Origin of the sequence: Lentzea sp. NBC_00516, from assembly GCF_036346835.1 — a bacterium.
Classification (GTDB): Bacteria; Actinomycetota; Actinomycetes; order Mycobacteriales; family Pseudonocardiaceae; genus Lentzea; species Lentzea sokolovensis.
The window spans coordinates 3,385,888-3,406,464 of the sequence record NZ_CP107840.1; the positions used below are offsets into that span (position 1 = coordinate 3,385,888).

18 protein-coding genes are annotated in these 20,577 nt (G+C 68.6%); 7 read left to right on the top strand and 11 right to left on the bottom strand.

What is annotated here, in order from left to right; genetic code table 11:
* Positions 1 to 44: 44 nt before the first annotated feature.
* The gene (locus OG205_RS15195; RefSeq protein ID WP_330278166.1) at positions 45 to 2,009 is read left to right on the top strand and encodes an MDR family MFS transporter; all 1,965 of its coding nucleotides are present in this window, start codon (positions 45 to 47) and stop codon (positions 2,007 to 2,009) included.
* Positions 2,010 to 2,019: 10 nt separating this feature from the next.
* Here the strand turns inward: OG205_RS15195 and OG205_RS15200 are convergent, their stop codons facing one another.
* Positions 2,020 to 4,638 (bottom strand): AfsR/SARP family transcriptional regulator, encoded by a 2,619-nt coding sequence (locus tag OG205_RS15200; RefSeq protein WP_330276889.1) that lies wholly within the window; start codon positions 4,636 to 4,638, stop codon positions 2,020 to 2,022.
* A 190-nt stretch (positions 4,639 to 4,828) separates the two neighbouring features.
* Between OG205_RS15200 and OG205_RS15205 the strand changes: the two genes are divergently transcribed.
* Positions 4,829 to 5,962, top strand: coding sequence for an endonuclease/exonuclease/phosphatase family protein (locus OG205_RS15205; protein WP_330276890.1), 1,134 nt, complete (start codon positions 4,829 to 4,831; stop codon positions 5,960 to 5,962).
* Here OG205_RS15205 and OG205_RS15210 read toward each other — a convergent pair.
* The gene (locus OG205_RS15210; RefSeq protein ID WP_330276891.1) at positions 5,959 to 6,249 is read right to left on the bottom strand and encodes a DUF1905 domain-containing protein; all 291 of its coding nucleotides are present in this window, start codon (positions 6,247 to 6,249) and stop codon (positions 5,959 to 5,961) included. The genes OG205_RS15205 and OG205_RS15210 overlap by 4 nt on opposite strands.
* A gap of 25 nt (positions 6,250 to 6,274) precedes the next feature.
* A complete protein-coding gene (locus OG205_RS15215) occupies positions 6,275 to 6,820 on the bottom strand; it encodes a hypothetical protein (RefSeq protein ID WP_330276892.1) in 546 nt (181 codons plus the stop codon).
* A gap of 85 nt (positions 6,821 to 6,905) precedes the next feature.
* Here OG205_RS15215 and OG205_RS15220 point away from each other — a divergent pair, with 85 nt between their 5' ends.
* The 3 genes from OG205_RS15220 (at position 6,906) to OG205_RS15230 (ending at position 10,268) form a co-directional block, all read left to right on the top strand.
* On the top strand, positions 6,906 to 7,457 hold the full coding sequence (locus OG205_RS15220; RefSeq protein ID WP_330276893.1) for a TetR/AcrR family transcriptional regulator: 552 nt from the start codon (positions 6,906 to 6,908) through the stop codon (positions 7,455 to 7,457).
* A 5-nt stretch (positions 7,458 to 7,462) separates the two neighbouring features.
* Entirely contained in the window at positions 7,463 to 9,628 is a 2,166-nt protein-coding gene (locus tag OG205_RS15225; protein ID WP_330276894.1) for an MMPL family transporter, read from the top strand.
* A gap of 496 nt (positions 9,629 to 10,124) precedes the next feature.
* Positions 10,125 to 10,268 carry a hypothetical protein gene (locus OG205_RS15230; protein WP_330276895.1) on the top strand — a complete coding sequence of 48 codons (144 nt, stop codon included), beginning with the start codon at positions 10,125 to 10,127 and terminating at the stop codon, positions 10,266 to 10,268.
* Between the two features lie 40 nt (positions 10,269 to 10,308).
* On the opposite strand, the gene OG205_RS15235 is transcribed toward OG205_RS15230, so the two are convergent.
* From OG205_RS15235 to OG205_RS15270, 8 genes are all read right to left on the bottom strand, one after another.
* Positions 10,309 to 11,025, bottom strand: a complete 717-nt coding sequence (locus OG205_RS15235; RefSeq protein ID WP_330276896.1) for a lasso peptide biosynthesis B2 protein — start codon at positions 11,023 to 11,025, stop codon at positions 10,309 to 10,311.
* Positions 11,022 to 12,794 (bottom strand): asparagine synthase-related protein, encoded by a 1,773-nt coding sequence (locus OG205_RS15240; RefSeq protein WP_330276897.1) that lies wholly within the window; start codon positions 12,792 to 12,794, stop codon positions 11,022 to 11,024. The genes OG205_RS15235 and OG205_RS15240 overlap by 4 nt, the downstream gene beginning before the upstream one ends.
* Positions 12,795 to 12,814: 20 nt before the next feature.
* Entirely contained in the window at positions 12,815 to 13,003 is a 189-nt protein-coding gene (locus OG205_RS15245) for a lasso RiPP family leader peptide-containing protein (protein ID WP_330276898.1), read from the bottom strand.
* A gap of 220 nt (positions 13,004 to 13,223) precedes the next feature.
* Positions 13,224 to 14,396, bottom strand: coding sequence for an ROK family transcriptional regulator (locus tag OG205_RS15250; protein ID WP_330276899.1), 1,173 nt, complete (start codon positions 14,394 to 14,396; stop codon positions 13,224 to 13,226).
* A 235-nt stretch (positions 14,397 to 14,631) separates the two neighbouring features.
* On the bottom strand, positions 14,632 to 14,967 hold the full coding sequence (locus tag OG205_RS15255) for a DUF6292 family protein (protein WP_330276900.1): 336 nt from the start codon (positions 14,965 to 14,967) through the stop codon (positions 14,632 to 14,634).
* Positions 14,968 to 15,054: 87 nt separating this feature from the next.
* Positions 15,055 to 16,002 carry a sporulation protein gene (locus OG205_RS15260; protein WP_330276901.1) on the bottom strand — a complete coding sequence of 316 codons (948 nt, stop codon included), beginning with the start codon at positions 16,000 to 16,002 and terminating at the stop codon, positions 15,055 to 15,057.
* Positions 16,003 to 16,030: 28 nt separating this feature from the next.
* Entirely contained in the window at positions 16,031 to 17,062 is a 1,032-nt protein-coding gene (locus tag OG205_RS15265; protein ID WP_330276902.1) for a hemolysin family protein, read from the bottom strand.
* Entirely contained in the window at positions 17,059 to 18,300 is a 1,242-nt protein-coding gene (locus OG205_RS15270) for a hemolysin family protein (RefSeq protein ID WP_330276903.1), read from the bottom strand. The genes OG205_RS15265 and OG205_RS15270 overlap by 4 nt, the downstream gene beginning before the upstream one ends.
* A gap of 109 nt (positions 18,301 to 18,409) precedes the next feature.
* On the opposite strand from OG205_RS15270, the gene OG205_RS15275 reads away from it, so the two are divergent.
* Entirely contained in the window at positions 18,410 to 18,805 is a 396-nt protein-coding gene (locus tag OG205_RS15275) for a helix-turn-helix domain-containing protein (RefSeq protein WP_330276904.1), read from the top strand.
* Positions 18,806 to 18,838: 33 nt separating this feature from the next.
* Positions 18,839 to 20,542, top strand: coding sequence for an IlvD/Edd family dehydratase (locus OG205_RS15280; RefSeq protein ID WP_330276905.1), 1,704 nt, complete (start codon positions 18,839 to 18,841; stop codon positions 20,540 to 20,542).
* Positions 20,543 to 20,577 lie beyond the last annotated feature (35 nt).

The following is a 20,577-nucleotide window of genomic DNA, read 5'->3' on the forward strand; positions in this document are numbered from 1 at the left end:
TGCGAGGTCGTCCAACCTGCGCGATCATCCCCTGCGTGCCCGAGATGATCGACACTCGCAGGCGGAACCTGGTCGTCGCGGCCGTCCTCCTCGCCATGCTGCTGGCCGCTCTCGACCAGACCATCGTGTCCACCGCGCTGCCCACGATGGTGGCGGACCTGGGCGGCGGCGCGCACCTGTCGTGGGTGGTGACGTCGTACCTGCTCGCCGAGACGATCATGACCGTGCTGATCGGCAAGTTCGGCGACCTCTACGGGCGCAAGAAGACGTTCGTCGTCAGCGTCGCGCTGTTCCTGATCGGCTCGTTCTTCGCGGGCTGGTCGGAGTCGATGGGCATGCTCATCGCGTTCCGCGCGGTCCAGGGCCTGGGCGCCGGCGGGTTGATGGTCACCTCGACGGCGATCATCGCGGACGTCGTGCCGCTCAAGGAACGCGGCAAGTTCCAGGGCTTCGCGGGCGCGGTGTTCGGCATCGCGACCGTGGCAGGGCCGTTGCTCGGCGGGCTGTTCGTCGACCACCTGAGCTGGCGCTGGGCGTTCTACGTGAACATCCCGCTCGGCATCGCGGTGGTGCTGGTGGCGATCGCCGCGCTGCCCACGATCAAGGCGGCGGGCCGCCCGAAGATCGACTACGCCGGCATCGCGCTGATCGCCCTCGCCGCCACCGGGTTGACGCTGGTCACGAGCTGGGGCGGCACCGAGTACGCGTGGACGTCGCCGACGATCCTGTGGATGGCGGCCGGATCGATCGTGCTGCTGGTCGCGTTCGTGCTCGTGGAACAACGCGCGGCCGAGCCGATGCTGCCGATGAGGTTGTTCCGCAGCAGGGTGTTCACGGTGTCGGGCATCCTGAGCTTCGTCGTCGGGTTCGCGATGCTCGGCGGCATCACGTACCTGCCGATCTACCTGCAGTACGTGCGCGGCGAGTCGGCCACGGCGTCCGGGCTGTGGATGCTGCCGCTGATCGTCGGTCTGATGTCGACGGCCCTGCTCACCGGCAACACGATCAGCCGCACCGGCCAGTACCGGATCTTCCCGATCATCGGTTCGGTCGGGCTCACCATCGGCCTGTTCCTGCTGTCCCTCCTGGACGCGAACACGAGCTACTGGGAGATGGGCGCGTTCATGATGGTGCTGGGCGCGGGCATCGGCCTGGTGATGCAGGTGCCGGTGATCGTCGTGCAGAGCACCACGAACTACACCGACCTCGGCGTCGCCACGTCCGGAATCAGCTTCCTGCGCACGATGGGCAGCTCGTTCGGCGTCGCGATCTTCGGCACGATCTACGCCAACCAGCTGCCCAAGCACCTGGTGGTCCCGCAGGGCGTCGACCCGCGCGCCATCGCCAGCCCGGCGGCGGTCCACGCGTTGCCGGACGCGATCAGGGCCCCGATCGTCGCCGGGTACGCCGAGACGGTGCAGATGATGTTCCTGATCGCGGCGCCGATCGGTCTGGTCGCACTCGCGGTGGCGTTCTTCCTGCCGCAGGTCCAACTGCGCGACACGTCCCGCGCCGCCGCGGCGGGCAACAGCGGTGTGGGCGAGAGCTTCGCCGCGCCGCCGTCGAACTCCTACGACGAACTGCGCAAGCTCGTCTCGACCGTCGTCTCGAAGTCCGACGAGGACCCCGGCCTGGCCGTGCTCCGGCGGTCCGGCGTCGACCTGCCGCTGGAACAGGCCTGGCTGCTCGGCCGCGTGTACCGGGCGTCGACGGACGACGGCGTCGCCACGCTCGACGAGATCGCCGAGATGACGAAGGTGCCCGGCGGCATCTTCGAACCGACCGCGCAGGCGCTCGTGCGGTCCGGGCACCTGGCGTTCGGTGACGACGGCTACCGGTTCACCGACCAGGGCGTGGACGTGTTCACGCAGCTCGTGCGGGCGTGGCGGCGCTGGCTGCTCGACCAGTTGCAGGACTGGCACGAGCCTGACCAGCGCGACTTCGCCCAGGCGCTCGACTCGTTCACCGACGAGCTGATCGAGAGCGGCCGGCAGATGAGCCGCGTCTAGGTCCTGGCTTCTAGATCCTTGCCTCCAGGGCCGCGGCCTCCGCGTCGCGGCCCTGCTCCCGGTAGAGCTCCAGAGCGCGTTCCCGATGCTCTCGCGCCCGCACGTCCTCGCCGGCCTCGGCGTGCACGTCACCGAGGTGCTCCAGCACCGTGGCCAGCTCGGCGGAGTTGTCCAGTTCCCGGTACAGCGCCAGCGCCTCGCCGTAGTGCGTGATCGCGTCGGCGTGACGGTCGTCGTGGCGGGCGATGTGCGCCAGGCTGTCCAGCGTCGCGGCGATCCCCTCCACGTGACCGAGCTTGGTGTTGAGCAGCATGGCCTCCTCGCAGAACGTCCGGGCTTCGGCGTAGCGGCCCAGGCACGCGTACCGCCAGCCGACCTCGTTCAGCGCCTCGGCCTCGCGGACCTCCGACCCGGCGACGCGGAACTTCTCCAGCCCGAGCACCGAGTGTTCCAGCGCCTTCTCCAGGTCGCCCTCGAACTCGGCCGCCCACGCGATCGACCGGTGCGCGGCCCCGTGCGCCACGGGGTCGTCGTTGCGCGCGAACAACTTCAGGCTGCGTTCGAAGTGCTGGTGTCCCAACGCGGACTGGCCCAGCTCGACGTAGTCCGCACCGAGGCACATGTGCGCGGTCGCCTGCTTGGTCTCGTCCCCCATGGCCTCGGCTGCCCGCAGCGCCGCCAGCCAGGCCTCCACGTCGTCGAACGTGCGCCCGCGCCTCAGGTGGTAGTTGTTCAGCGTGCGGCCGATCATCCAGGCCACGTCGAAAGCGCCGCGTTGCAGGGCTTGCCGTTGCTCGGTGACCAGGCAGGCGTGCTCGGCGTCGAACCACGCCATCACGGCGGCGTTGCTCTCGAACGCGAGCGTGTGGCTGCTTTCGTGCTCTGGCAAAGGTTTGTGCGGCTCCTGAGCGAGCGCGGCGGCGCGTGCGGTGGCGGCGTAGAAGTCGGCCAGCCGCGTGCCGGCGTCGGCGGGAAGGTCGGCCGCGTACAGGCCGACCAGGTCGTGCATCCGGTACCGGCCCGGCACGTGCTGGTGCACGAGGTGCGCGTTCTCCAGCTCCCGCAACACCATCCGCGTCCGCGCGACCGTGCGGTCCAGCAACGCCGCGGCCGCCGCGAGGCTCACGTCCGCCGTGCCGACGGTGCCGAGCAGTCCGAACGCACGCGCCGCCTCCTCCGACAGCGCCGCCACGGACCACGAGAACACCGTCCGCAGGTTCGTGCCGATCTCGCCCGCGTCCAGCGCGTCGAGCGGCTGCTCGCGCAGTTCCCCCGCGAACGCGGCCAGCGGGAAGTCCGGTTCCATCGCGGCCCGCGCGGCGACGATCGACAACGCCAGCGGCAGTCCTCCGCACCAGCTCACCAGATCCGCGACCACCTCGGGTTCGGCCGCCACCCGCTCGGCGCCCAGCCTGGCGACGAGGAACTCGCGGGCGTCGGCCGGGTTCAGCACGTCCAACGACACCGAGCGTGCGCCGTGTGCGGCCACCAGTCCTGCCAGCTTGAGGCGGCTCGTGACCAGCACCGTCGCGTCCGGACCCGGCAGCAGCGGCACGACCTGCTCGGTGGAGCGGGCGTTGTCGAGCAGCACCAGCATCCGCCGGCCCGCGACCACGCCGCGGTAGCGCGCGGCCCGTGCGTCCAGGCCCGCCGGGATCGTCTCCTCCCCCAGCGCCTCCAGGAACTCGCGCAGCACCGTCTCCGGCGGCGTCGGCCCGGCGGACGGGTCGAAGCCGCGCAGGTTCACGTAGAGCTGGCCGTCCGGGAACTCGGCGAGGTGCCGGTGCGCCCAGTGCAACGCCAGCGCCGTCTTGCCGATGCCGCCCGTCCCGCCGATCGCGGTGATCACGACGGTGCCCGCCGAGCCCAGCGCGGCCAGTTCGCCGGTGCGGCCGGTGAACCACGGGTGCGGCGCGGGCAGCTGCCTAGGTCCGGCAGCGCGTTCCTCCACACTGCCGTTGAGAATCCGCTGATGCATGTCCTGCAACGGTTTGCTCGGATCGGCGCCGAGCTCGTCGGCGAGCCGGTGGCGCACGATCTCGTAGTGCCGCAACGCCTCCGCGTCGTTGCCCGACCGGTGCAGCGCCAGCATCAGTTGCGCGGCAAGGCGTTCGTCGAGCTGGCGTTCGCCGGCCAGCTGCCGCAACGAGGGCAGCAGCGCGGCGTGCCGACCGGCCGCGAGCGCCACGTCGTTGCGATCCAGCTCGGCGGCGACGCGTTCGGCGTGCAGGCTCTCGCGCAACGCGTCGAACCACGGCGACTCGAGCCCGTCGAGCGCCTGCCCTCGCCACAGCCCGAGTGCCGCGTCGAAGTCGCGGTCGCGCACGAAGGCCCGGAAGCGGAACAGGTCGACCTGCGCCGGATCGACCGTGAGGTGATATCCGGCCGGTGAGCGCTCGATGTCCAGTTCGAGGAGCTTGCGGAGCTTTGACACGTAGCCGTAGAGCGTCTCGCGCGCCCGCAGCGGCGCCCGCTCGCCCCAGACGCGGTCGAGCAGCCGGTCGACCGGAACCGGCCGTCCCTCCTCCATCAGCAGCGCGACCAGCACCGACCGTTGCCGGACGTGGCCGATCTCGACCGGCTCACCCCGGTCGCGCACCTCGACGGCGCCGAGCAGCCCGAACTCCAAGATCACCCCTCAGGCAGTGGATTCAAGGTTCATCCTAGGTTCGTCCTCGACCAAACGGGCAAGGTCGTTCTCGCGGAGGGCCCCACCACATCCGGCAGCCCAGCCACCGGGGCCCTCCACCATCGGCGCAGCGAAAGATCACCCGAGCGGACCAGGGCGAACACGTTCCTCCACATGCGACCCTGAAGTCGTGAGCACCACGCGGATCGGGTCGTTCAACGTGGAGAACATGTTCGAACGTCCCAAAGTGATGGGCCGCAACGCCACCAAACACGCGGCCCCGACTCTGGCCGCCCACGCCCGGTTCAACGAACTCATCGCCGCCGAGACCTACACGCCGGAAGTCAAGGAAGAGCTCAAGGAACACCTGACGACGCTGGAGTTGCTCAGGAGCGACCGGAGCAAGTACGCGATCCTGCGGCGCATCCGCGGCCGTTTCCTCGCGCGCCACCGCACCGGCGAAACCTCGGTCGTGGCAAGCGGACGCGAGTCCTGGGTCGGCTGGGTGGAGCTCACCACCGAACCCATCAGCGAACTCGCCACGCGGCACACCGCACAGGTGATGCGCGACGTCGGCGCGGACGTCCTCGGCGTGGTCGAGGCCGAGTCGCGCGAACTGCTGCACATGTTCTCCGCCAGCATGCTCAAGCACGTCGGCTGGACCCCGTACGAGGAGGTCCACCTCATCGACGGCAACGACGAACGCGGCATCAACGTCGGATTGCTGACGCGAGAAGAACATCAGGTCATCACCATCCGCACGCACGTGTACGCGCGGGACAGCTCGGGCACGATCTTCTCCCGCGACTGCGCCGAATACCACGTCCGCACGCCGTCCGGCCCCGAGGTCGTCGTGCTCGTGAACCACCTGAAGTCCAAGGGCTACAGCACCCCCGGCGACCCTCTCGGCGCCCGCCGCCGCTTCCGCCAGGCAGTGCGCATCGCCCGCATCGTGAACCGGTTGCGCGACGAGGGCCACGAGCACATCGCCGTCGTCGGCGACCTCAACGACACCGCGGACAGCGAGGCGTTGCGACCGTTGTTCCAGCGCACGGGCCTGCGGGACATCAGCGAGCACGAGAACTTCGACTGGGACCACCGGCTCGGCACCTATCGCGGCGTCAACGAGAAGGGCAAGATCGACTACGTCCTGCTCACCCCGGAACTGTTCGCGAAGGCCACCGGCGGCGGCGTCTTCCGCAAGGGCGTGTGGCGCGGCCCGCGGACCAAGAACCGTTGGGACGTCTACGAAACCATGACGAACGAGGTGCACGCGGCCAGCGACCACGCCGCGATCTACGCCGACATCGACTGGAGCGCCTAGACCAGTTCGACGGTCACCTCGATGACGTCGCCCGGCCCGACGTCGTTCTTCTTGCGCACCGCCGCCTTGATCGGCAGCACGTAACAGCCGGACTGCTTGTCCGGGAACACCGACGTCGACCAGTTGCTGGCTCCCACCCCGGCCCGGACCTTCACGGCGCCGAAGCCGGGGCCGGGGGTGGCGACGTCGCGGATCTGGTCCGAGACGTCCTCCGGCAGCGTCACGAAGGTCCAGGTTTCCGTGCGGCGGGCGTCCCAGATCCAGAGCTCCGCGTCGAAGACGAACATCGCGCCATTCTCACAGCAGCGGACTTCACAGCGGCGCGCTGATGTGGAAGTGCTCGTCGAACGCCGCCGCGAGCGGCTCGCCCAGTTCGTAAGGCGCCCACTCCCGCACCAGCCCCAGGAACCCGATCAGGTCCTGCCGCACGCCCTCCAGGTGCTCCCGCAGATCCGCGGCCGGGATCTCGCACGCAGGCCCGTACCTGTGCTCGTCCTGCGGCCACAGCCTCACCACGTCCTGGGCGAACTCCACCCCGGGAGGGCGAGAGTGCCCGAGCCACGGCTCCTTGCCGTCGAGCAGATCGGCCCAGTCCCGCCAGTTCTCCAGGCCGACGCAGCAGCCCGGCTCGATCCGCACGCCGGTCGCGGTGTCCGACACCCGCACCCCGCCCGCCATGATGATCATTTCCTCGTCCAGCAGGGCGCGCAGCAGCTCGGGACCGAACACCGCGTCGTCGTCCGCCCCGTAGTCGGCGATAGCGACGAGCGCGGCGTCGAACTCCTCACGACTCATCCGCGCGGACAGCGCGACGGTGTCACCACCGGTCACCTCGACGACAGCTCGACACTCGATCACTCACCCATTGTGGTGACGAACGCCACCGACCATTTCGGTCGGTAAACCTACCGAACCGGTCGGTAAACGTCGTAAAGTCGGTCGCATGCCACGACAGCCCAAGGTCGGAGTCGACGAGAGGATCCTCGACGCCGCCGCCGCGCTCTTCGCGCGCCACGGCTTCGAGCAGACCTCGTTGAAGTCGCTCGCGGACGCTGTCGGCCTGTCCAAGGCCGGCCTGCTGCACCACTTCCCGAGCAAGGACGCTCTCTTCGAAGCGGCGTGGGAGCAGAGCCGTGTGCTCACGATGCACGTACTTGACCAGGTCTCGCCGCTGCCCGCCGGGCCTGAGCGGGATCGCCGGTCGCTGGAACTGCTGACCGACCACGCGCTGGACCGGCCAGGACTGGTCTCGCTGCTGTTCCGGACGATGACGGCGCCGGGTGAGGACCCGCAGCAGGCGCAGGACGAGCTGCTCCTCAACGAGATGTTCGTCATCGACCCCGAGAAAGAACTGCCCCGCGCGATCCGCATCGTCGGCGCGCTGAGCTCCATGGCCGTGCTCACCCTGCTGGCCAACCAACAGGGTGACAAGACGACATGGCGTCCCTTGATCCTCGCTACCTGCTTCGACGCACTCGGGCACCAGGAGGCCTGACCATCATGGCGAAACTGCTCTACAAACTGGGGTTCGGTGCGTACCGGCACCGCCTTCCGGTCGTCCTGATCTGGCTGCTCGTGCTGATCGGCTCCGGCGTCGGCGCGTTCACGCTCGGCGGTGAGACGTCCAACTCGATGTCCATCCCCGGCCAGGAGTCGACCACCGCCCTGGAGCGCATCCAGGAGAAGTTCGGCTCCGGTGAGACCGCGTCGGCCAAGGTCGTCGTGCAGGCCCCGGACGGCCAGAAGCTGCCGCAGCACGTCAAGGCGATCACCGACCTGGTGGCCGACGAGACCGCGCTCAAGGGCGTGCGGTCGGCGACGAACCCGCTCGACCCGGCGGCGCCGAGCGTCAACCGCGACGTCAACGTCGGCTACAGCACCGTCACCTACGACGTGAAGCCCGGTGAGGTCACCGACGAGCAGCGCGCCGAGCTGACCAAGGCCGTCGACAAGGCGCGCGCGGCGGGGCTGACCGTCGAGGTCACCGGCACCGCGATGCAGGAGACGCCGCACGTCGGCGGCCCGACCGAGGCCATCGGTGTGGTGCTGGCGCTGGTCGTGCTCGCGCTGACCTACGGCTCGCTCGTGACCGCGGGCATGAACCTGCTCAGCGCCGGTATCGGCGTCGGCATCGGCACGCTCGGCATCACGATCACCACCGGGTTCATGGACCTGCAGTCGACCACGCCGATCCTCGCCTCGATGCTGGGTCTCGCGGTCGGCATCGACTACTCGTTGTTCATCATCAACCGCTACCGCCAGGAACTGCGACGGGGCTCCGACGTCGGGCACGCCGTCGCGACCGCGGTCGGCACCGCCGGTTCCGCCGTCGTCACCGCCGGTCTGACCGTGGTGATCGCGCTGGTGGGCCTCGCGATCGCGGGCATCCCGTTCCTCACGCAGATGGGTGTCTCGGCCGCCGCCACGATCGTCGTGTCGGTCCTGATCGCCATCACGCTGGTGCCCGCAGTGCTGAGCCTGCTCGGCCGCCGCGTGCTGACCCGCAAGGAACGCTCCGCCACCGTCGAGAACCCCGTCGAGCCCAAGGACCGCGGTGTCATCCGCGGTTGGGCCAGCGCGATCACCCGCAACCGCGTCGTCGCACTGCTGCTGTCGGTCGTGGTGCTCGGCATCGTCGCGATCCCGGTGGCGTCCATGGACACCACGCTGATCCAGAAGCCGCCGGCCGGTTCCACGCAGGAGCGTGCCGACCAGATCCTCGCGAAGGGCTTCGGCGAGGGCTTCAACGGCCCGATCATCGTCCTGTTCGAGGGCCAGGGTGCCGCCGCGACGGCCACCAAGGCGTCCGAGCCGCTCGCCAAGCTCTCCGACGTCGCTCTCGTGACGCCGGCGCAGCCGAGCCAGGACGGCAACGCCGCGCTGGTCACCGTGATCCCGAAGTCCGGCCCGGACAGCACCGAGACCGAGAAGCTCGTCGCCGACCTGCGCGCCGAACTGTCCGATGTGGAGGGCGGCAAGGCCTACGTCACCGGCGCCACCGCGGTGAGCGTCGACGTGGCTACCTCCTTGGACAAGGCGCTGCCGATCTACCTGGCCGTCGTCGTGGGCCTCGCGCTCGTGCTGCTGGTCCTGGTGTTCCGCTCGCTGCTGGTGCCGCTGGTCGGTGTGCTCGGCTTCCTGCTGACCATCGGCGCGTCGCTCGGCGCCACGGTCGCGGTGTTCCAGTGGGGCTGGCTGTCCAGTGCGGTCAACCTCGAGAGCACCGGCCCGCTGATCAGCCTCACCCCGATCCTGGTGATCGGCATCCTGTTCGGACTCGCCATGGACTACCAGATCTTCCTGGTGTCCCGGATGCACGAGGCGCACCACCGCGGCGCCAAGCCGCTGGAGGCCATCACCACGGGCTTCCGCCAGGCAGCCCCGGTCGTCGTGGCCGCCGCGCTGATCATGTTCTCGGTGTTCGCGGGCTTCGTGCCCGCCGGCGAGGCGACCGTGAAGTCGATCGCGTTCGCCCTGGCCGTCGGCATCTTCGTGGACGCGTTCGTGGTCCGCATGGTGCTCGTGCCCGCGGCGCTCGCGCTGCTCGGTGAGCGCGCCTGGTGGCTGCCGAAGTTCCTGCGCTGGCTGCCGGAGCTCGACGTCGAGGGCACCGCGCTCGACGAGCTGCCGGCCGAGAAGAAGAAGCAGGAGACGGTCTCCGTCTGACCGATTCCGCTCATCGGTCCGTCGTGTCCGCGATCTGATCGCGGACACGACGGATCTGTTTGCAGGCGACCACGTTGCTCCGTTCGAGCTAACTTCTGCCTGGGTTTCGAAAAGTTTCGCGCAGTGGCCCCGCGATGCGACCGGGGTCCGTGGGAGCGAGACCACGGTTCAGAACGGAATCAAGCCCAGCCGGCGTCTGCGGCGCCGAGTTCGAATCGATCGTTTTGATCCCGTGAAGCCGGCTGATCCGCTCGTCGTGTCCACTGCCGTGTCCACCTCAGCGATCACCCGCCTGTCCCGGCGACCGGACAGCCAGATCGGTTCGGACTGAATCAGCGGACCGGAAACCGGTACCCCTGGCGATTCATGTTGACGTTCAACGGGTCTGAAGGCACGCGTCCATTCTGAACGACAGCACCGGCTTCCATGATCACCGTCGGGTTCGCCACCACGCCTCACCCGTTGCAGAGTGGTGGCAACCCTAAGGAGAGACCACATGGAACTGCGTGTGAAGTTCACTGCGTGTTGTACGTGGCCTGATGTCGTGCGGGCCGCACGACGAGTCCTGTCAGTGATCGTCGTCGTGGTGATCGTGCTCGTGCTGGACGGTCGCCTCCTGCTCGACACGCTGGTCAGGTAAACAGAGCGGGACGCCAAGCCCTCTCCTGGCGTCCCGTCTCTCAGACGGAGAACACCCGCAGGAAAGCAGGTTGTGACTCAGCGGACCGGGTGACGATCTTGCCCTCGACCTCGACCCAGGCGTGAAACCGGCTCGGGTCCTCGGCGACACCGAGCACCCACTGCAACCGGCGTCGCTGGATCGCCGCAGCGATCACGGCTCCCAGCGAACGTTCCAGACAAGCGGCTCGACCGGGATAGTGGTCAGCGGCGGCTTCCACCGCGGCGACAACGTCCAGCGCCTCTGAGCGCTTGACCGGCCGCGTGCACCACTTGCCCGTCAGGATGTTCACGAACCGCACGGTGTGCCGAAAAGGCAGACGCAGCAACACCAACGCGAGCAGGAGGCTGCAGAGCCCCAGCACTGCCGTTCGTGCACGCGGCGGCGTCGTCACCCGCACGGCGCCTGAAGGTCGGCCACTGGTGGCACCTCGCGGAGCAGCGGGCGCACCGGTGATCAGCAGGCGCTTGACAAACATGTCGCGGACCGTCTCGTGTGCGTCCGCGCGGAACCGCTCCACCACGGACGAGGCGTAGCCGGCAGCGAGCACGTCGATGCCCTGATCGACGTCGCCCGTCTCCACCACGACGCGCCACAACCGTGCGGCCGGGGAGTTGAGCACCAGCCACTGCCCCGAACGAACGTCGAGCACGTACGTCGCACCGCTCTGCCCGTCCACCGAGTGCAGGTGCGCTGGGACCTGGATCCGGCTGCTCATCGCACCTGCCTCAGCCACACGTCGTAGGCGATCAGCCGGTTGAGCGCGGAGAAGGGCATGGCCTGCCCCATCATGGCCAAGCGCAACGAAGAGATCACCGCGTCCGGGTCGACCAGGCCGAGTTCCACCAGCGGTGAAGTCGACAAGCGCGGAAGAAGATCGCGCGCCGCCCGCCGCACCCCCAGGTAGTCCTCGGTGCCGTAGTTCCCCTTTGACCCGCGCTCGATCGCCTCGGCGGGCACTCGTTCCCGCATCGCCGCACGCAACAACGGTTTCAACGTCGTCCCTCGTGCCCGCAGCCGGACGGGCATGCGCATGCATGCACGGACCAAGTTGTTGTCCAGAAACGGCGCCTGCGTCCAGATGCCGTGCTCGCGGGCGAGCTGGCCCAGCCTGTGCTGCACTTCTGCCGACCGCCGCAGGTCATGCGCCGCCAAGAGGCTCCCGACCTCGCGCCGGTTGTCGCCACGAACCGCGTCGGCATACTGCCGCAACAGGTCGACCAACTTCGTCCGGGCACTCGGTGTGAGCCAGTTCGTCTCCAATCCTGGACCGGGCCACCACGAGATCGCATCAATCCACTTCGGATGATGCGCACTCGAGCGGGCGAGCTGCGTCGCGTAAGTCTGCAGTGCCGTGTCCATCGACGTTCTGGCAAGATGCACGGCTCGCCGGACGATCGCGGTCTGCGACTCGTCCCGAACGACACTCCAAGCTCGGGCATCGGCCATCAACTGCCGGAGCCGACGTCCAGCCGCCAGTTCACCGAGATACGCGGGCGGTGCCACGAGCAACGCGTCAGCACCCTCCCCGCCCAGGTGCAGGAAACTGCCCGATGCAGCGGCCTGCCGCAGCCTGAGCTGGTTGCGCCCGTGCACGGCCACCGCGAAATCAGGTAAGTCGGTCGGCGCCACCGCAGCGAGGTCCTGGTACGCCAGCGAGTCGTCGCCGCCGCGGACGACTTCGAGATCCAGCAACGGGCTAAGCCCAGCGTTGCGCACCGCGTGCGGAAGATCGCCCGCGTCCGCGTCGGGATGGTTGTAGACGAAGACCGGCATCCGGCCCTCGTGATGCCGTACGGCGAGGAAGGCGATGGTCGTCGAGTCGAGACCCCCGCTGAAGTCCGCGCTCACCCGCGAATGTGCTCGCATCCTCCAGGCGACCGCGTCCTCGAGGTCCGAGGCCAGCCGCGACGCGCAGTCGTCCATGGTCTGGTCTTCGTCCGCGACGAGGTGTTCGTAGGTCCAGGTGTGCAGCTTCCCCGTTGCAGTGACGCACAAGGCGCGACCGGGTTCGAGCACGCGCAGGCCCGCGACCGGTGTCCGGCACGCCGTCAGCCCTGGAATGTTCCCGCAGAATATCTCCGCCAGCACGACCTCGGCATCCGGCTCGTGCCGCAGTCGCGCCGCCCCCGCGGTCGCGAGCAGTTCGGTGCCGAACACCAGCCGACGGCCGTCATGGTGGTAGTAAAGCGGGTACTGGCCGGCGAGGTCGCCGAGCACAACAACCTTTGCGCGGGTCTGGACGATCGCCAGATAGCTTCCCCGCCATCGCGTCAGCGCGGTGAAGTCATCGGCACGAATCGACGCGGTCAGAACGCGGCGTGCCTGGTCGTCGTCGACCGGGCATTGCCCGATCAACACCAGCTCGCCGTCTTCGCACTCGACCGAACGCAGTTCGCCCGGATGCCAGGCACCGGAGAGGACCAGGCTCTCCGAGTCGCATGGGAAGGTGCCGACGAGGCGAGGTCGTTCAGCAGTGAGCCGCATGGGTCAGCGAGGTTGTGAGGTCACCAGTAGTACTGGGAATTGGCGTCGGCGTTGCCACTCGGCGAACTGCCCAGCGTGATCCGCCGTACACCACCGGGCACGACGACAAGTGGCGGCTCATAACTGTCGACCGCTGCGGGAAATGGCGCGACCACTTTTTCGGGGGTCGCGGTAGAGAGCAGGCGTACAAACGAGAAGAAGCGCATCATGTTGCCTCATGGTCGCAGGACAGCGGAGAGTGTCGCCCCGGAAACGGTGCGCGACAGGCACGCAGCCTAGACCATCGAAATCGAGCCACTCTAGGGGCGGCGTGCCGCGACACTCGAATACCCCATTCACACTTTCGATATACACTCTCTCGGGGGAATCGTTACAAAGCGAGAGAAAAACTTTCTGAACGATTCCTCGACAGAACTCCATGAAACGACTTCATTTTGAAGACCAGGTCCGGAGGCCTAGCACCAGCGCTCCATGTGCCTCCGCGAAGGGACTCAACGCGCTCAGCCCCAGCTCGAAATCAGACGAGCTGCAGGTCGCGGCGTAGAGAGCGTGGCGACGCAACTCGCTGCCACACGGCTCCAACACGATGTCACCCGCCGAGGAGAGCTCACCGCCTATGACGATGCGGTGCGGGTTGATGAGGTTGCACAGTTGCGCGAGCGCGAACCCGAGGACGCGACCCGCGTCGTTCAGCACACGGCGGCACACGGCGTCGTCGCGACTCGCCTTCGCGACCAGCTCGGCCAGCGTCACCGGGTTCTCCCGGTCGGTACCCCGGTGCGACTCCTCCACCTTGGCGATCAGCGCTGCCGAGCCGATGACGGTGTCGAGGCACCCTCGCCCACCGCACAGGCACATCCGGCCACCGCGTTCCACGATCAGGTGGCCGATCTCGCCCGCCATGCCACGCTGTCCGCGGACCAGGTTCGGCCCCAGCATGATTCCAACGCCCACCCCAGTGGACGCCTTCACGTACACGATGTGCTCGACGGGATCGTCGGAGCCGTAAATCTGCTCCGCCACCACGCCGAGGTTCGCGTCGTTGTCGATGGCGACCGGCACCCTAAGTTCGCCGGAAAGCATCTGCGCCGGATCGTCGTCCGCCTCCCACGGCGGCAGCACCGGCAGAGTGAACCGGCCGGTGCGCGAGTCGATCATGCGTGGCACAGCGACCCCCGCGGACACGACGTCGGTCATGGCTTGGCCGGTCTCCTCGACCACCTCCTGAACCATCCGGAGCAGATCGGACCGCAGATCGGCGAGTCCGACGTTGATTCCGGGCTCTCCACGCCGAGTCGCAGCCTCACCGACAGACCGTTCGAGAGGACGTGCCACCACCGACGTGTGGTTGAACCCGATGTCGATCCCCACTGCGACACCTCTCATCGAGGCGAGCCGGACCTTGTCACCGCGCGACCGGTCCACAACGCCGTCACGGGCCAGTTCCTTGATCGCGTCGGACACCAGCCCCGGAGAGTAGCCCGCACGCCTGGATAACTGGGCCTGCGTACCAGGTTTGACCATGACCTCGATCATGACTTTCTTCTGACTTCCCCCGCGCCCCGTTCCTGCCTGGTCGAGCAGCTCGCGTGCATGGCGCATGGGCGGCGTCCTTCTGAGGAAATCGATTGTCGAAGCGCCTCAGACTAGCATCGGATCTTCAATCTGAATGAAATGTCGACTTCATGGAGCAATGACGCCTTCATGCCACCCAACGTGGAAACCCTACGACTTCTCGGTTATTACTCGAAATAGCACTGCAAAATGGCCAATTAGTGGCCACTTTCGCGATCACTCATCGCTCTTGCTGCAGGTGGCTCCAGATACGTGGCGTCCGTCAGGCGACCTGTCCGGCCTGCGACGCCGGGCTCGTGGTGTCCGCCGAGCTGCTCTGATCCAACAGCCGCTCTACCCAGCGGGCGACGGTGCGTGGCGGGGGTTCGACCGCACCGCCGAGGTGCGCGACCACGGTCAGCTCGGCGCCGTCCTCGACGGCGATGGCCCACCCGTGACGTTCGGTCCACAGCAGGGCGACGTCGTGATCGGGGCGGCCGGGCAACCGGCCGTCCACCGCGATGTACACCCGCAGCGGTTTCTGCCGGTCGATGCACGAGGACTCACCGCTCAAGCCGAGTTCCCGCGTGACTCTCAGTGCGTAATCGAGCGCTTTCAAGCCGTCACCGCTCTCCGTCTCACCGGGGTAGCAACGCCGACTGCTTGACGCACGGCGCGGTTACCCCGGTGGACGGAGTGCAAACACCTACTCGCCGCCGAAGTCGCCGAAGTCCTCGAACGCGTCGTCCATCATCTCGCCGACCACCATGCCGCCGACGAGACCCGCGGCACCGGCCGCGACGACCGTGCCCATGCCCATCCCGCCGCGACCGTGGTGACCGCCGTGGTGGCCACCGTGCTGGCCGTAGCCGTGCATGCCGCCGCCGCGCTGCGCGACCTGGGACAGCCAGCCGTTGATGGACGAGGCCCAGTCGGCGACCTCGGCCTCCTGGTGCGACAGGTGGAAGTGCCCGAACGCGTCACCGCCCGAGGAGAACATCCCGCCGCGCTTGTCGGCCTCCAGGATCACGAACAGCTCGTGCGGGTTCGCCACGAACGTCAGCTCGACCTGCTGGACGGCGCCGGCGAACTGGGCGGGCGGGAAGAACTCGATCTCCTGGTAGAAACCGAGCTCCTGCGGCACGCCGTGCAGGCGCCCGGCCTCGACGTCCGCGCTGCGGAACGAGAAGCCGAGCTGCCCGAACGCGTTGAGCACCGCGTCCTGCGACGGCAGCGGGTGGACCAGCACGGGGTCGAGGTCGCCCTTGTCCGGCGCGCCCGCGATCACGAGCTCGGTCCGCACGCCCACGGTCATGCCGGGCAGCTGGCCGCCGCCGACCGCGGTGATCGGGGTCTCCCACGGGATCGGCAGCTGGAACGGGATCGCGACCAGCTGGCCGGCCCCGACCCGCACGCCCTGCTGCACGACTACCCGCAGGAACTCGGACACGCCGCCGTACTCGTGGTCACCGCGCTCGACCTCGACGCGGGTGACGAGCGACAGCACGACCTGGCCGATCTCGGCGTCCGCGCTGCCACCCTGGATGCGCACCTGCCCGGTGACGACCTGGCCGGGCGTGGCGTGCGGCGAGTCCAGCACGGTGTCGACCGACGGGCCACCGACGCCGAAGGCGCTGAGCATCCGCTTGAACATTTGTGTTTCCCTCTCTAGGAAACTCCGGTCAGCGGATGCTGACCGGACGGGTGTCGGTTTCGTCCTCGAAGTCACCGATCAGCTCTTCGAGGAGGTCTTCCAATGCGGCGATGCCGAGAATTTCGCCTTCGCCGACCAATGCGAGCTGCGAGCGTTCGGCACGCATCGCGGTCACGGCCTGGGCCACCGGCATCGACGCCGGCAGCGTCAGCACCGGGCCCATCAGCTCGCGCGCCGTCGGGTCCTCGCCGCGGGCCGTGGCACGCATGGCCTCGCGGATGTGCACGAGTCCGACGTACCGGCCGTCCAGGCCGGTGACCGGGAAGCGCGACCGTCCACACCGGAGGCTGCGCTGCTCGATCTCCCGCGCGGTGGTGTGCTCGGTGACCGTCGACGTCTCCGCGACCGGCACCATCACCTCGCTCACGGTGGTGCGCTGGACCTGCAGCATCCTGGTCAGCAACCGTTGCTGGGCCTCGGGAATCAGGCCGTGCTCGGCGGACTGGCGCAGCAGCATCCGCAGGTCGTCCGGCCGGTGCGCCTGCGCCAGCTCGTCCTGCGGCTCGACCTTCAGCAGGCGCAGCAGGCCGTTCGACACCGCGTTCAGTCCGCTGAGGAGCCAGCGGACCGAGCGGGCGAACGCGCGGAACGGCAGCGCCAGGATCAGCGCGGACCGTTCGGGGTGCGCGATGGCCCACGACTTCGGCGCCATCTCGCCGACGACCATGTGCAGGAACACCACCAGCACCAGGCTGATCGCGAACGCGATGCCGTATGCGAACGCCTCCGGCAGGCCGGTCAGCCGCAGTGCGGGTTCCAGCAGGTCCGCGACGGCCGGTTTGGCCAGCGCGCCCAGACCCAGCGTGCACAGCGTGATGCCGAGCTGCGCGCCCGCGAGCATCAGCGACAGCTCACGAACGCCCGCCACGGCGGCGCGGGCAGCCCTGGACGTCTCGGCGGCCTGCTCCAGGCGGTGCCGCTTGGACGCGATCAACGCGAACTCGGCGGCCACGAAGAAGCCGTTCAAAGCAAGCAGCACAAGGGAGATGACGATGCTCATCGGGACAACACCACCGAGTCGGGCACGTTGCGCGCCACCGTGGTGACCACCAGGCGCACTCCGTTCATCTCGATCTCGTCGCCGGCCTCGGCCACGCGGCCCAGCTGGTGCAGCACCAGACCGGACACCGTGTCGTACGAGTCGTCGGCAGGAAGTTCCACGCCGGTGACGTCCTCGACCTCGTCCAGCCTCATGCGGCCGGGCACGCGCCAGTCGTCGCCGACCTTCTCGATCATCTCGGCCACCCGGTCGTCCTCGTCGTGGATCTCACCGACGAGCTCCTCCGCCAGGTCCTCCAGGGAGATGACGCCGGCGAACCCGCCGAACTCGTCGACCACGCAGGCGAGCTGACGGCGTTCGGTGCGCAGCCTTTCCAGCACCGCGGGCAACGGCAGCGTCGCCGGGACGACCAGCGCGGGCGAGGCGATCTTCCCGATCGCGACGGCCGAGCGTTCCTCGGGCGGCAGGGTCAGCACCTCGGCCAGGCCCACGACACCGCGCAGGTCGTCGAGGTCGTCACCGGTCACGGGGAAACGCGAGTTCCCGGTGTCCAGCAACGAGACCACGCGACTCGCAGGCTCGTCGAACCGCACCGTGTGGACGTTGACGCGCGGCGTCATGGCCTGCTCCGCGACCAGTTCGCGGAAGCCGATGCCGTGCTCCAGCAGCCGGGTCAACTCGGCGTCGAGGTGCCCCTGTTCCCCCGCCTCCTCGACGATCTGCCGGAAGTCCTCCGGCGTCGCACCCTGCGGCAGTTCCTCGACGGGCTCGATGCCGATCGCGCGCAGCAGCCGGTTCGCGGCCGCGTCGAACAACCGGATCACGGGGCCCGCGATCTTCAGGTACACCAGGGTCGACGAGCTCAGCGCCAGCGCGAGCTGTTCGGGTCGCGCGATCGCGAGGTTCTTCGGCAGCAGCTCACCGAGCACCATCTGCACGAAGGTGGCGAAGGCCAGCGCGATCACCATCGCGCCCGGCACGCCGAGCCCGGTGCCGAGCAGCGGCTCGGCCACGTACCCGACGAGCAACGCCGTCACCGTGATGCCGAACTGGGCGCCGGACAGCATGAAGGAGAGCTTCTGGGTCACGCGGTAGGCACGCTCGGCGGCCTTCGAGCCGCTCTCGGCCATCTGCTGCAGGCGGCCGCGATCGACCGCCATGTACGCGAACTCCTGAGCCACGAAATACCCCGTGGCCACGGTCAGGACCACGATGGCGAGCAAGCCGGATGCGATCAACAAGACGCACCCGGCCCAGTACTACAGCCGTCTACACCGGCTTCATCAGGCATGTTCCAACAGTAGCACGTAGCACTGTATGGTTTCGGGTGACGGGGAGGTGACCGCTGTGGCCGAGGCACTGCTGAAGATCGGCGAACTCGCCGCCCGCGCCGGCGTGAGCATCCGCACCGTCGACTACTACACGACGCTGGGCCTGATCAGCCCCGCCCAGCGCACCGCGAGCAACTACCGCCTCTACCGCGGCGACGACGTGGAGCGCATCCACCTCGTACAACGCCTGGAGGTCCACGGTCTTCCCCTGGAGGACATAGCCCGCGCGTTCACCGCCGCCCCCGCCGACACCGCGGCCGTCCTCGGGCAGATCGACACGGACCTGCGCACCCTCCAGGAAGCCGCCGACGCCGCGTCACCCGCGATGCACGGCCTGCTGTCGGTGATCGCGAACCGCGTCCACTCGCTGATCACCATCGCGCTGCAACTCCCGCCAGACCTCCCGATGTAGCTAAGGTCGGAGAGACGGCACGGGAGGCGCACAGTGGGACTACGCAGCGAGCACTGGTACGCAGGTCAGGACCGCAACGCCTACATCCACCGCGCCTGGATGCGCCGCGGCGTCCCGGACGACGCCTTCTCCCGGCCCCAGATCGCGATCGCCAACAGCGCGTCTGATCTGACGCCGTGCAACGCGCACCTGAACGAGGTCGCGCAATCTGTCTCCAACGGCGTGTACGAGGCCGGCGGCATCCCGCTGAACCTGCCCGTGGTGTCGCTGGGCGAGACCAACGTCCGCCCCACCGCGATGCTGTGGCGCAACATGGCCGCGATGGCGACGGAGGAGATGCTGCGCGCCAACCCCGTCGACGGCGTGGTGCTGCTCGGCGGGTGCGACAAGACGATCCCGGCGCTGCTGATGGCCGCCGCGTCCGTCGACATCCCTGCGGTCGTGGTGCCCGGCGGGCCGATGCTGACCGGCACGTTCCGCGGCACTCCCCTGGGCTGCGGCACGGACGTCTGGCGGCTGTCGGAGGAGGTGCGCGCCGGCACGTTGTCGCAGGAGGCGTTCGCCCGCTCCGAGTCGTCGATGATCCGCAGCCGCGGTCACTGCAACACCATGGGCACGGCGTCGACGATGGCGTTGGTCGCGGAGGCCCTGGGCACCACCGTCCCCGGCGTGGCGGGCACCCCGGCGCCGGACAGCAGGCTGCTCGAGGCCTCACACGGCACCGGACGGCTGATCGTGGAGATGATCGAGAAGGACCGGCGGCCCAGCACGTTCCTGACCAAGGCGAACTTCCACAACGCGATCGTGGCGCTGGCCGCGATCGGCGGCTCGACCAACGCCGTGGTGCACCTGCTCGCCATCGCCGGACGGCTCGGCGTCGACCTGACGCTGGACGACTTCGACCGCATCGGCTCCGGCGTGCCATTGCTGGTCGACCTCCAGCCTGCGGGCCGGTTCCTGATGGAGGACTTCCACCGTGCGGGCGGGCTTCTGGCCGTGCTGCGGGAAGTCCGCGACCTGCTCGATCCGTTGGCCTTGTCCGTCACCGGCAACCCGCTGGTCGACTACCTGGACGACGCGCCGATCTGGGAGCCGGAGGTGATCAGGAGTCGCCAGGAGCCGATCATCGCCGAGGGCGGGATCGCGGTCCTGCGCGGCAATTTGGCGCCATCAGGATGTTTGATCAAACCGGCGGCCGCGTCGGCGCATCTGCTGCAGCACCGGGGCAGGGCCGTGGTGTTCGACAGCATCGAGGACTTCCACGCCCGCATCGACGATCCGGATCTCGACGTGGACGCGGACTCCGTGCTGGTGCTGCGGGGCTGTGGCCCGCGTGGCTATCCGGGGATGCCCGAGGTGTCGAACATGCCGTTGCCGAAGAAGCTGCTGGAACAGGGCGTGCGCGACATGGTCCGGATCTGCGACGGACGCATGAGCGGCACCGCGTACGGCACCGTCGTCCTGCACGTGGCGCCAGAGGCCGCGGCGGGCGGACCACTCGGACTGGTCCGCACGGGCGACATCATCGTGCTGGACGTGGAGAACCGCAGCATCGACGTGGAGGCGCCGGACTTCCTGTCCCGCACGCCGAACGTCGCGACCACGTCGGCTTTCGCGGCTCCGAAGCGCGGCTGGGAACGGCTCTACATCGACCACGTCCTGGGCGCCGACACCGGAGCCGACCTGGACTTCCTGGTCGGCTCCAGCGGTAGCGACGTCACCCGCGAATCACACTGAGCTCAGTGCGCGTGCGAGTGTTCCTCGACGTGACC